Source organism: Sphaerisporangium sp. NPDC049457 (assembly GCF_055586705.1).
Window position 1 is genome coordinate 173,572 of record NZ_JBVJHR010000017.1, and the last position, 12,168, is coordinate 185,739.

Below are 12,168 nucleotides of genomic sequence, written 5' to 3' on the forward strand. Positions count from 1 at the left end.
CGCCGGGGGGGCTAGCGTGGGCGGGCGGTCATTGGATGGTCCGCGTGGCGTGGTCGTCGCGGACGATCTCGCCGCCCTTCATCACCCAGCGGACCCCCCTGAACGCCGACGCGGCGGCCAGCGGGTCGTCGTCCATCGCGATGAGGTCGGCGTACCTTCCGGCCTCGACGGTGCCGAGGTCGCCGGCGGCGCCGAGCCAGCGCGCCGGTTCGAGCGTCGCCGCCCGCAGCGCGCCCGCCGGGCCGAGACCGGCCTCGGACATGTGCTCCAGCTCCCGTACCGTGGCGTTGGTTCCCTCGAACTGCCAGAACGGGGGCATGTCGCTGCCGAGCATGACGGTGACACCGGCCGCGAGGGCCATGGCGTAGCTGTCGAGGTGGCGCGGCCCGGCGGAGAGCGAGCGGCACTGCATCCATCCGGGCACGCCGAGCTCGTCGAAGAACTCTTTGCAGCGCGTCACGAGCAGGGTGGGCACCAGGGCGGTGCCGTGGGCGGCCATCGCGGCCGCGACCTGCGGGGTCAGCTCGTAGCCGTGTTCCACGCAGTCCAGCCCGAGCTCGACCGCCTGGGCGATGACGGCGGCGGGACCGGCGTGCGCGGTGACCTTGCGGCCCCAGGCGTGCGCCGTGTCGATCACCGCGGCCATCTCGTCGCCGAACAGCTGGGGTGTGTCGATGCGCTCGTGCTCGCCGGCGATGCCGCCGGAGATCATGACCTTGATGAGGTCGGCGCCCGCCTTGATCTGGCTGCGCACGCCGCGCCGGAAGCCGTCGGCGCCGTCGCACTCCAGGGTGTCGCCGCCCTCGTGCCCGTGGCCGCCGGTGCACACCAGCGCGCGCCCCGCGGTGTAGACGCGCGGCCCGGCCGCCCGGCCCGCGTCGATCGCCCGTCGCAGCGCGAAGTCCGCGTGGTCCTTCTCGGCGACGCACCGCACGGTGGTGACGCCGCACCGCAGTGTGCGGCGGGCGCCGTCGGCCATGTAGAGGGCCAGGTCGTGCGGCCCCATGTCCTTGACGTCGTCGCCCGCCCGCCCGGGCAGCGACAGGGACAGGTGGGTGTGCATGTTGATCAGGCCTGGGGTCAGGTAGGCCCCCGCGAGGTCGATGACCGGCACGCCGGGGCTTGCGGCGAGGACCCGCGCGCGGGGACCGACGGCGGCGATGCGCTCGCCGCGCACGAGGACCGCCGCGTCGGTCAGGGCCTCGGCCCCGTCATCCCCCCGCCCGTCCACGACGGTGCAGTTGACGATGATGACCTCGCCCATCGGCCGGCCTCGATCCAGGAGAGGAACCGCTGTTCATGAACAGGAATGCGACCTGTTCACCGGTAATATAGCGGCCTGACCGGGCAATTCCGAGCAAACCTCACCTTTCAGCCTCGATGTTCATGAAATTTTCAGCATCGGCGGCCACGCTTCGGCCCGCACGGCCGCGGTCTCCGGGACGGCCTCAGCCGCAGCCCTCGAACTGCGGCACGGTGTAGGTGAGGGCCAGCCCCGATTTGGCGAACCACTTCTGCAGCAGCCGCTTGGCCGTGCCGTCCAGGTACATCTCGGTGATGGCCTTGTTGACCGCCTCGCAGCCGTCGATGTCACTGGTGCGGATGCCGATGCCGTACCGCTCGTCGCTGAACGGGGCATTGACGATCTTGGTGCCGGAGGTGGCGAACCCGGTCAGGATCAGGTCGTCGGTCGAGACGGCGTCGACCCTGCCCGCGCGCAGGCCCTCGACGCACTCGCTGTAGGACTCCGAGGCGACCAGCGTCACCGGGATCTTGCGTTCCTCCTTCACCCGGCGCCAGGAGTTGGACCCCTTGACCTGGCAGAGCTTTCGGTCGCGCAGGTCGCGCACGTTCGACACGCCACTCTGGTCGGCCCGGACCAGCGTGTCCTGGTGCGCCACGTAGTAAGGGCCGGCGAACGACACCTTCGTCTTGCGCTCCGCGGTGATCGAGTAGGTGGCGACGACCAGGTCGACCGCACCGCTTCTGATCATGTCCTCGCGCTGGGCGGACGGCGCGGTCAGGAACCGCACCGGCTTCCCGAGCTTGCGGGCGATGTAGGTGGCGACGTCGACGTCGAACCCCGAGTAGGCGCCGTTGGAGCCCTTGACCCCGAGGTTCGGCTGGTCGGCCTTGACCCCGACGACCAGGGAGTCCTTGTCGAGGACGGAGGTGCCGGCCGCGCAGGAGGCGGCCAGCGGGACGAACGCCGCCACGGCCGCCAGCGCGGCGGCGGCGCGGCGCGGACGGCCGCGGCCGTCTCGCCGGGGAAGCGGGAAGCGGCTCTGCTCGCGCGCGGGGCGGCGCGGACGGCCGTGCCCGCGCCCGGAGGTGAACGTGACCATCTGGGAGTTCCCTTCAGCGGTACTCGGCGAGCCGGGGCCGGACACCGATGAGGACCAGCAGGATGGCGGCCAGCGCGGCCGCGGGCGGCACCCAGTTCCACCCGCGCAGCGCGCCGTCGCCCTCGCGCACGGCGGTGTCGAGCGCCTCGCGGTGCAGGGCGGTCAGCTTGACCAGCGCGCCGTCGTACGCGCCGAAGGCGGGGCCCATGGTCTGGCTCACCGCCGCCCGCCGCGACCCGGAGGTGGCGAGCTGCCGGGTGCGCTGGTCGTTGCGCTGGAACTCCTGGTAGGTCTGCAGGACCCGCTGGAACGCCGGGCGCTGGCTGGGCAGCGCCGTGATGCCGGCGGCCTCGGCCCCGAAGAAGCCGAGGAAGTCCTCCTTGCCGGTCCTGACCCGGTCGTTCACCGCGGCGTAGTACTTGTCCAGGTTCCCGGCCGGGACGTAGAAGACGGCCTGCGACTTGTCCAGGTACACCTGCTCGTAGGTGTCGGCGCGCTGCGGGTCGAGCAGGTAGCGGCTCTCGTCACCGTGCAGGGTGTTGCCGATGGCGCGAGCCCGCGAGAGCGCGAGGACGGAGTTGAAGCCGTCCTCCTTCGCGTCGCGCAGCACGTCGCTCTCGTGCTGGAGGAGGGCGAACGCGGCCACGGTCAGCGCGCCGACGACGACGGTCGCCACGAGCGCGGGCGCGTTGAACGTGCGCCGGAAGCCGCGGCTGAGGAAGACCTGCAACACGATGAGGGCCAGCAGCGCGAGCCCGCCGGTGACGCCCACCCAGATGCGTCCCTGCTGGACGGCGGACAGCTCGGCGAGGTAGGCGTGCCGGACGATGGTGCCGCTGTCCAGGGTGAGGTTGTAGGCCTTGGGCAGCAGGTCGAGCCGCATGAGGTCGGTCGCCTGGCGGTAGACGTCCAGGACGGCCTGCGGCGGAGGCCCCGCGGCGTGGCCCGACTGCTCGTCCAGCAGCAGGGCGCGGGCGGCCAGCCGCTCGTAGCGGCCGAGCCCGTCCAGCAGCGCCTGCACCGTCATCTGGCTGGTGGCGTCGCCGCCGGCCAGGTCGGCGGCCTGCAGCACGGCGCGGTCGGCCTGCGAGCGGCGCTCGTCGTAGCGGTCGAGCATGGCCTGGCGGCCGGGCCCGAGGCCGGTCTCGCGGCCGGCGAGCAGCACGGAGGCGACCTGGGCGTCCATGTCGCTCAGCGCGAAGTACAGATCGGCGGTGGTCACGACCTGCGGGCCGGCGGTGTGGCCGATGACGCGCAGGCCGTCCCTGGCATGACCCACGCCGATGCCGACGGCCGCGAACAGCAGCACGACGGCGGCGACGGCCAGGCCGGTCAGCAGGCGGATCCACCCGGGGACGGTGCGCACCCGCAGGACGCGGCGCAGCCCCGCGGGCCCGACGGCCGGGCCGGCCGCGGGCACGGTGGCCACGCCGCCGGGAGCGGCGAGAGGAGCGGGAGGAGCGGCCGGGACGGGCGCGGGCGCGTGAGCGGGGGGTGTCATGGCTCAGGCCCTCCGCACGGTGATGACGGTCCACGCCCCGACGTGCACCCGGTCGCCGTCGGCGATCGGGACCGGGACGTTGACCTCCAGCAGCCGGCCGTTGACCAGCGTGCCGTTCGCCGACCCCGGGTCGACGAGCTCCCACGAGCCATCGGGCTGGGCGAGCAGCACGGCGTGCAGGTGGGAGACGCCGGGGTCCTCCGGCGGCCCGGACAGGTCGATCTCGGGCACCAGGGAGCGGGACTGGCTGCGCCGCCCGATGCGCATCTCGGGCCCGGCGAGGGGCAGCGTCCGCTCGGGGCAGTAGGGCGGGAAGGCGACCCGCGCGGCGTCCGGGCCGCCCTGGGAGATCATGTCGTCGTAGTGGGCGCGGTCGGCCGCGATCACCGCCACCCAGCCGGCCTGCGCGGGACGCGGCGCCGCCGTGCCGCCGGTGACCGCCGCTCCGGTGGCCCCGGCAGGGCCGCCGGGCACGGGCTGGGCGGGCTGCCAGGCCGGGGCGGACCCCGCCGGGGGCTGGACCGGCCGGGAGGCCGGCGGGGACGGCGCGGGCTGGACGGGCTGGGACGGCTGCCAGGACTGCGCGGGCTGGACCGGCTGGGACGGCTGCCAGGACTGCGCGGACTGCGCCGGCTGCGCGGTCCCGCCTCGCCGTACCGGCTGCGCCGGCTGCCACGGCTGGGCGGGCGCGCTGGCGGCGGGGGCGCCCTGGGGGGACGGCCGCGGCGGGGCGGCCTGCCGCGCCGAGCCGCCGCCGAGCACGAAGTCGTAGCCGCAGGTCTCGCAGAACCGGCCGGTTCGCTCGGCCCCGCAGTCGGGGCAGTTGCCCGCGGCGACCGGGCCGGCGGAGCCCGGCGACGCGGCGGGGCCGGCGGACGCCTCGGGGGCGGCCTGCGACGGGGTGCCGGACATCAGCGCGCCGCAGGTGTCGCAGTACTCCTCGTCTGCGGAGTCGTGCCCCACAGGGCAGATTGCCATCCTCAGTTCTCCGGGTCCTTGCGCATGCGGACGGTGCGGACGGATCGGGTGTCGAGCGCGATCTCGTCCGCCTTGTCAACGACGCGCTTGAGACGCGCGGTTCCCGTCTCGGGGTCGACGTCGATGACCTTGTCGAGCAGCTTGGCGGTCTCCTCGTTCCCGGCCCGCTCGGCGATGCCGCGCGCCCTGCCGAGCCGGGCGGTCGCGGTCTCGACGTCGCCGTCGTTGCGGGCCTGCAGGCCCTCCTGGATCAGCGAGGCGAGCTCCTGCTGGCCGGTGTAGTGGGCCACCCGGGGGTTGATGCGGGTGGACTGGACGGGGTCGTCGCTCCACTGGGCGAGGATGTTGCCGCTGGCCAGCACCTGCCCGGTGTCGGGCAGCACCAGCTTGACCAGGCCGGCGCGCATCTCCTGGCCGACGTTGCCGGCCGGCACCCGCACGCTGACGTGGTACTCGCGGGTCTCCCCGCCCCAGGAGCCGGTCGGGTAGTCGCCGGTCAGCGCGTCGACGTCGGTGCGGCGGCCGGTCAGGTCCTCAAGCGCCGGGGACACCTGCTTGACGAAGTTGAGCGTGGCCGCGCGGGGCGTCCACAGGCGCAGCGCGACGTCGGCGACGGTCTTGCCCATCGCGGCCTCGGTCATCGCCCGGAAGTCGGCCTCGAGCTCCTCGGGCCTGCGCACGTCCATCACGCTGCCGAGGAGCGTGGACCCGATCCTGCGCACCTCGGCGACCACCCAGTCGGTGCCGACGCCGCGGCAGTCGCAGACGAACTTGCCGGCACAGTAGGCGAGGTTGGCGTCGAACTCGGGGGCGGGCTCGTGCTCGTTCTTGCCGTCGGTCAGCAGGATGGCGTGCCGGATCGCGCCGGGGTGGCTCATCTGGTGGGCGCTGAACAGGTCGGCGGCGCGGCGCAGCCAGCGTCCCATGGCCGTCCCGCCGTCGGCGCGCAGCTGGGCGACGGCGTCCTTGGCGGCCTGCCTGCTTCGCGGGTCGGCGGGAACGAGCCGGCCGTCGCCGGGGAAGACGACCTCGGCCTGGTGGTCGCCGGAGATGACCGCGAAGTACACCCCGTCGCGAAGCGTGTCGATGGCGGCCTGGGCGGCCTTGCGCGCGTCGGCGATCTTGCCGTAGGCCATCGACCCCGACGTGTCGACGATGATCACCTCGGCCGCCTCGGCGACGGGCGCCCGTTCCACCGGGCCGCTAGCCTCGACCGTGATGATCCCGTGGACCTCCTGGCTCCCCGCGGGCAGGTACTTGTTCTGGTCCACGCGCATGGTGAAGTCAGTCACTTCTCTCCTTCGGGAAGACCACCGTCGTCTCTGCCCGCTCCCCCTGTCCGAACGGGATCACCGCGACGGTGATGTTGTCGTGTCCCCCTGCCTCGATGGCCAGCCGCACGAGCCGCCGCGCCGCCGCCAGAGGGGCGCCGTTCAACGCCGTGGCGGCCAGCGTCTCGGGTTCGGGGTAGTAGTTCCACAGGCCGTCGCTGCACAGCAGCACGGCGCCGGGGCCGTCGGTGGTGAACGTCCTGACGTGCGGCACGACCTCTCCGGCGTCGGCGCCGAGCCAGGCGGTGAGCATGTGGGTGCCCGGTGTCGCGTCGTCGGTGGTCAGCAGCGATGAGTGGTCGCCCAGCCAGTACGCCCGGCTGTCGCCCACCCAGCCGACCGTGACCCGCCGCCGCTCGACCACGGCGGACACCAGCGTGCAGGCCGGCGAGTCCTCCCCCGGCCGCGCGCTGGAGGCGACGGTGTCGGCGGCCAGCCGTACGGCCTCGCGGGTGGCGACCTCGGGCCCCTCGCCCTCGGCCAGCCGCTTGGCGATGGTGACGGCCGCGATGTCGGCCGCCGCCTGGGAGGCCTCGTCGGGGCGGGGCGAGGTGGACACCCCGTCGCAGACGACCGCCACGACGGCGTCCTCGCCCGCGGTCAGCAGCGCCATGGCGTCCTCGTTGCGGCTGTGCCGCAGGCCCCGGTCGCTGACTCCGGCCATGGGGCCGAGCTCGATCTCGACGTGGTCGCGGCCGGTGGGCTGGAGCATGCCGCAGTTCTCGCAGTAGCCGTCGGAGCCGACGGCCGAGGACCCGCAGGCCGTGCACGCGACGCCCCGGGTGCGCACCGGAGCGGGCGCCGGCGGGACGGACAGGTCGTGCCCGCACTGCTCGCAATACGCGTCCCCGGCCAGGACGCGGGTGCCGCACACGGGGCAGGCGCCGGTCACAACAGCGTCCTCGGGCGGACGGCGTTGGCCCGGCCGATGAGCGCGTGGCGTTCCTCGGTGGACCCGGCCGACCGGGCGAGCGACCGGTACACCCGCTCCAGTTCGCCGCGCACGCCCTGCTCGCTGAGCGGGGTGCCGAGCAGCGTGCCGTTGCCGGCGGGCGCCGCCTGCCCGGTGACGAACCGGGCGAGCGCGCTTTCGAGCACCTCGGAGGCGAGCCCGGCGCGGTCGCGCGCGTCGAGTTTCAGCCCGCGCAGCCGCTCGCCGGCGGCGACCAGTTCGGGCTCGGCCGGGGCCTGGCCGCGCACCACCACGGCGACGGCCGCCACCTGGGCGGCGGTCCGGTGGATGGAGGTGGGGGGCATCTGGTCAAGGACGCGGATCGCGCCCTGGGGGTCGCCCGCGGCCAGCCTGATGCGGGCCAGGGCGAAGCAGGCGCTGACGTAGGAGCGGTCGGTCTGCCAGATGGCCGCGTAGTGCCGTTCGGCGTCGGCGAGCGCGCCGAGCGCCTCCAGGGAGAACGCGAACGCCAGCCGGGGCGCCGCCTCGCCGGGGAACCACGCGTAGATGCCGTCGAAGAACTGCGCGGCCGTGCCGGCGTCCCCGGCGGCCAGCGCGGCGACGCCGCGGTACCACCACAGGCGCCAGTCGCCGGGCAGGTCCTTCGCCACCGCCGCGTACAGCTCGTCCGGGACGGCGCGGCCCTGCTCGCTCATCACCCTGATGAGCGCGAGCCTGGTCTCCGGGGTGGGCGGCGCGGACTCCAGCAGCCCGATCAGCTCCTCGGGGTTGCCGGCGGTCAGACCGGCGAGCAGGCCCGCGGCCGGGTCGAGCGGGTCGACGAGCGGCGCCGGCAGCGAGGAGGCGGCGTCGGCGGGGTCCAGCGGTGCGAAGGGCCGCCCGGTGGTGGCCGGGGCCAGCTCGGTGCCCACGGCCGCCCGCTCGGGACCGAACATCCCCGACTGCGCCGGGTGCGGCACGCCCTCCTCGGCGGCCCTGACCTCGCGCAGGATGCCGACGAGCTGGTCGGACATCTCGGAGGCGCTCTCGAACCGCCTGCCGGGGTCGGGGTCGGTGGCGCGCCGCAGGAACCGCTGGAAGGACTCGTGCTGCGGGGGCATGTCGGGTAACGGCGCGCTCTTGCCGCCGCTGGTCGGGCTGAAGGGGAAGCCGAGCACGGCGAGCGTGCGGCCCACGGTGTACAGGTCGGAGGCGACGGAGGGACCGTGGGAGGCGATCTCGGGGGCCTGGTAGCCGATGGTGCCGTAGATGGCGCTGTCGGCGTCGTCCAGGCGGCGCACCGCGCCGAGGTCGATGAGCTTGAGCTGCTCCTCGACCTGGATGACGTTGGCGGGCTTGAGGTCGCAGTAGAGCATGCCGCGGTCGTGCAGGTAGCCGAAGGCCCGCAGGATCTCGAGGCCGTAGGCGATGACCTGGGCGAGCGGCAGCGCCTCGCGGTTGTCGGACTCGCGCAGCCTCCGGCGCAGCATCTCCTGCAGCGGCTCGCCGCCGACGTACTCCATGACGATGTACCCGACCATCGTCCCGGTGCCCGGGTCGGGGTGGTTCACGAAGTTGAAGATCTTGACGATGTTGGGGTGGTCCATCGCGGTCAGGTAGCGCCGCTCGGCCTCGGCGGCGGCGAGGGCCTCCATGTCGCCGGTGTCGAGCAGGCCCTTCATGACCACCCAGCGGCCGTCGAGGTTGCGGTCGGCGGCCAGGTAGATCCAGCCCAGGCCGCCGTGGGCCAGGCAGCCCTTGACCTCGTACTGGCCGGCGACCAGGTCTCCCTCGCGCAGCTTGGGGGTGAAGGAGAAGCGCTGGCCGCAGTGCGGGCAGAACCCCTCGGGGCGGCCGGGGCGGCCGTCGCGCTGCCGGCCCACCGGCCTGCCGCAGTCGGGGTTGCCGCAGAAGCGGCGGTCCTCGGGCACGACCGGGTCGGCGAGCACGACCGCCGAGGGGTCGCGGTACGGGACGGGGGGCACCTCGACGAGCCCCATGCCGAGCATCCCCCGGCGGGAGCGGCTGCTGGTGCGGCGCGAGCCGCTGGTGAAGCCGGTGATGCCGGACGCCGAGCCGGTGGGCATGGTGACCGGGGGCATGCCGGCGGAGGGCGCGGTCATCGGGCCCGGCCCGGCGCCCGGGGGCGGCGCCTGGGCGGGAACCGACGGCCAGGCGGTGCCCGGCCGGCCCGGCCCGCCCGGCGGCGTGGCGGCGGGCGGGGCAGAGGGCCACGCGGTGCCGGACTGGCCCGTGCCGCCGTACCCGGGAGGGCCGGGCGGCGCGCCCGGTGGCGCCCAGTGGCCGCCGGGCGGGCTCTGCGGCGCCGCGTGGCGGCCGTTCGAGGTGCCCGGCGCGGCTCCGGGCTGTGCTCCGGAGGCCGGCGACGGGCGCGCCTCCGCGGGCGGGGGCGCCATGCCGCAGGTGTCGCAGTACCCGTCCACCACTGTCCCGGCGCAGCCGGGTTGCGTGCATCTGGTCATCCGGCCGCTCCGATTCTCGTGATGGCCCGCTGGTACTCGGCGACCGCCACGGTCGCCCGCCGCAGATCGCACGGCGCCGTCCACAGAAGATCGCGTGCCGCCCCGTACAGGCCGGCGAGGGCGGCGTCCTCGGCGTGCCCGAGGCGCACCGCCTTGGCCTGGTAGGCGGAGAGCCGCCCGCGCAGTTCGTCGCGGCGGCCGATCAGCCCGGCGACCGACTCGGTGACGCGCGTGGCGTGGGCCAGGGCCTCCTCGACGCCGCGTTCGAGCGCGGTCAGGCGCTCGGCCAGCTCCAGCCAGCGGCCCCCGGCGGTGTCCAGGGCGGCGAGCCGGTCGCGCAGTGTGGGCGCCTGGTCGGGCATCTCGGGCAGCGGCGGAGACTGGATCTTGACGAGGACCAGGTCGCGGACGCGCCGCGCCTCGCGTTCGGCCTCGGCGACCGCCTCGACGCGCTCGCCGAGGCGCCGGGCGCGGCCGGCGTACTCCTCGCGGACGCGCAGGGCCTGCGCCAGCTCGCCGCCGCGCGCCTGGGCGGCACGGCCGAGCGCCTCCAGCTCGCCGAGCAGGCCGGTCGAGCCCAGCGGGTCGGTGGTGACCCGTTCGCGCAGGCGGGCGGCCTCGGCGTCGAGGCGGTCCAGCTCGGGGTCGGCGACGCCGAGGGAGGCCGCCTGCTCGCGGGCCGCGCGGCGGGCGGCGTCGGCCCCGTCCAGCACGGGGAGCAGCGCGTTCCAGGCGTCGTCGACGGCGCCGATCAGCTCGGCGACCTCGCGGTAGGCGCGGTCCATGCCCGCGAGGGCCATGTCGAGCGTGATCCACTTGCCTTCGGCCCTGAGCAGGGAGCGCTTCTCGATGGGCACGTCTTCGGTCTTGAGCTCCACGGAGGAGCCGGTGAGCAGGGCGGTCAGCAGGCCGAGGTCGGGCTTTCCCGCGACCCTGACCTCCTGGGCGTGGTCGAGGACGCGGCGGTAGGCGTCGAACAGCCACCACAGGTTGACCAGCGTGACCTGCGCCTGCTCCCACCGGCGCGCGGTCTCCCCCGTGGGGGTCATGCCCTTGAGCAGCCGGTGGCTCGGGTGATCGTCGAGGTCGAGCATGTCGCCGGCGACGCGGTCGCGTTCCTCCATGCGCCGGCGCAGGGCGTGGTCGACGCCCTCCAGGCTCATGGGCGGGCCGGTGGCCCCAGGCATGCCCAACGCTCCGCGCCTCCCCCGGTGCTGCGACGTACTAGTCCGTCTCTATACACATTCTTTCCATAATTCAGGAGCATGCGTACGGTCGGCGCGGGACGTGCAGGCGGGTTTTCGATCACATACCGGTCACACCGGTGTCACGGCGCGGGGGGCGCGGGGCGGTCAGCGGCCGACCAGCCAGTTCCATACGCTCCTGACCACGTCGGATCCCACCTCGGCGGGCGCGCCGAGTTCGCGGGACACCGCGTCCTTGATCAGACGCTCCATGGCCGCCTCGTCGCGATACTGCACGGCGTAGTCCAGCCGTGTGGCGTACTCGGCGTTCTCGCGGCGCCTGGCGTCCACCGCCCGCTGGATGTCGTCGTCGTCGATCATGGGTTCCCCGGGCGCGGTCAGAGGGGGAACCGCGCGAGGTCGAACGCCTTGACGCCGCGCACGCCGTCCCAGACGAGGAAGTTGCCGTACTCGCGCATCGCGTCCACCGGCACGCGGGCCAGTTCGGCGACGTCGCCGAGCAGTCGCTGGAAGCGGAAGACGGCCGCGGGTCCGAGCTTGTTCACCACGCTCACCATCAGCCGCACCAGGTTGTAGCGGAACAGCGCCGAGCAGGGCAGGACGCGGTGGTCGTCGCGCAGGCGGGCGAACACCTCGGCGTGCTCGGGGTGGGCGGCGCGGTACCCCTCGTACACCTCGGCCGAGAAGTGGCCGCGGTAGCGGACGGCGCCGCCGTCGAAGGCGAGCCTGTCGTCGGCGACCGCGAACTCGCCGGTGGTGTAGGTGGCGGCGCCGAGCAGGTCGCTCCACGGTTCCAGGAACGCCCGCTCGAAGTGGGCGGCCCTGTTCTCCAGCCGGGCGGCGAGCGCGGGGCTCGGCAGGAACGAGCCGTGCGGGCCGCGCATGTCGAAGATCCACGGCGGCGGGGTGAGGGTGTCGGCCTTGGTGAGGACGAAGGTCAGCTTGGCGAGCAGCCGGGCGCGCGCGTCGTGTCCGGCGCCCGTGAGGAGCGCGCGCAGGCAGCGGGCGTCGGCGGCGGTGGACCGGCTGTCGGCGTGGAATGCCCAAATGACGACGTCGGCTTCGGCCAGCCGTTCTCGGTACATGGCCAGATAAGCCGCGTCCGCGCCCAGCGATTCCCCCATTCCTGGCATATCCCAAAAAGTCAACATATGGCCGGAATTGCCGGGTACGGCGATCGAACGCGGTTCACATGTCCCCGGTTTCGCGTCGCCCACCGGCAGCCGGGTGCCGAACAGCGCGTTGAGCAGGGAGGATTTGCCCACTCCCGTCTGCCCCATAATGGCCACGCTCAACGGTTTCTCCGACTCCGCGTCGCGTTCCCGGCGCACGTCCTGTCTGACCTTTTCCAGGCGGTGCTCACCGAGCGCTCCGACGGAAACACGCTCCATCCTTGCCACGGGCTCACCTCAGGTCATAGCGTTGAAACCGAG

General features: G+C 74.1%; 11 protein-coding genes. 1 reads left to right on the forward strand and 10 read right to left on the reverse strand.

What is annotated here, in order from left to right; all coding sequences use genetic code 11:
• Positions 1-28 precede the first annotated feature (28 nt).
• The 7 genes from ACZ6QO_RS26265 to ACZ6QO_RS26295 all read right to left on the reverse strand — a co-directional run bounded on the left by ACZ6QO_RS26265 (position 29) and on the right by ACZ6QO_RS26295 (position 9,047).
• Positions 29-1,264, reverse strand: a complete 1,236-nt coding sequence (locus ACZ6QO_RS26265; protein WP_465854262.1) for an amidohydrolase family protein — start codon at positions 1,262-1,264, stop codon at positions 29-31.
• Positions 1,265-1,448: 184 nt separating this feature from the next.
• Positions 1,449-2,345, reverse strand: coding sequence for a glutamate ABC transporter substrate-binding protein (locus ACZ6QO_RS26270; RefSeq protein WP_465854263.1), 897 nt, complete (start codon positions 2,343-2,345; stop codon positions 1,449-1,451).
• Positions 2,346-2,358: 13 nt separating this feature from the next.
• Positions 2,359-3,846 carry a hypothetical protein gene (locus ACZ6QO_RS26275; RefSeq protein WP_465854264.1) on the reverse strand — a complete coding sequence of 496 codons (1,488 nt, stop codon included), beginning with the start codon at positions 3,844-3,846 and terminating at the stop codon, positions 2,359-2,361.
• Positions 3,847-3,849: 3 nt separating this feature from the next.
• Entirely contained in the window at positions 3,850-4,824 is a 975-nt protein-coding gene (locus tag ACZ6QO_RS26280; RefSeq protein WP_465854265.1) for an FHA domain-containing protein, read from the reverse strand.
• A 2-nt stretch (positions 4,825-4,826) separates the two neighbouring features.
• Complete coding sequence (locus ACZ6QO_RS26285) at positions 4,827-6,116, reverse strand: VWA domain-containing protein (protein WP_465854266.1); 1,290 nt, start codon at positions 6,114-6,116, stop codon at positions 4,827-4,829.
• A complete protein-coding gene (locus tag ACZ6QO_RS26290) occupies positions 6,109-7,047 on the reverse strand; it encodes a PP2C family serine/threonine-protein phosphatase (RefSeq protein WP_465854267.1) in 939 nt (312 codons plus the stop codon). Before ACZ6QO_RS26290 ends, ACZ6QO_RS26285 begins: the two co-directional genes overlap by 8 nt.
• Positions 7,044-9,047: a serine/threonine-protein kinase gene (locus tag ACZ6QO_RS26295; protein ID WP_465854268.1), complete on the reverse strand. Its 2,004-nt coding sequence runs from the start codon at positions 9,045-9,047 to the stop codon at positions 7,044-7,046. The genes ACZ6QO_RS26290 and ACZ6QO_RS26295 overlap by 4 nt, the downstream gene beginning before the upstream one ends.
• Between ACZ6QO_RS26295 and ACZ6QO_RS26300 the strand changes: the two genes are divergently transcribed.
• Entirely contained in the window at positions 9,046-9,552 is a 507-nt protein-coding gene (locus ACZ6QO_RS26300) for a hypothetical protein (protein ID WP_465854269.1), read from the forward strand. The genes ACZ6QO_RS26295 and ACZ6QO_RS26300 overlap by 2 nt on opposite strands.
• Here ACZ6QO_RS26300 and ACZ6QO_RS26305 read toward each other — a convergent pair.
• The 3 genes from ACZ6QO_RS26305 to ACZ6QO_RS26315 form a co-directional block, all read right to left on the reverse strand.
• The gene (locus tag ACZ6QO_RS26305) at positions 9,527-10,717 is read right to left on the reverse strand and encodes a hypothetical protein (RefSeq protein WP_465854270.1); all 1,191 of its coding nucleotides are present in this window, start codon (positions 10,715-10,717) and stop codon (positions 9,527-9,529) included. The two genes, ACZ6QO_RS26300 and ACZ6QO_RS26305, sit on opposite strands and share 26 nt — an antisense overlap.
• Before the next feature lie 165 nt (positions 10,718-10,882).
• A complete protein-coding gene (locus ACZ6QO_RS26310; RefSeq protein WP_465854271.1) occupies positions 10,883-11,095 on the reverse strand; it encodes a hypothetical protein in 213 nt (70 codons plus the stop codon).
• A 17-nt stretch (positions 11,096-11,112) separates the two neighbouring features.
• Complete coding sequence (locus ACZ6QO_RS26315; RefSeq protein WP_465854272.1) at positions 11,113-12,126, reverse strand: GTPase family protein; 1,014 nt, start codon at positions 12,124-12,126, stop codon at positions 11,113-11,115.
• Positions 12,127-12,168 lie beyond the last annotated feature (42 nt).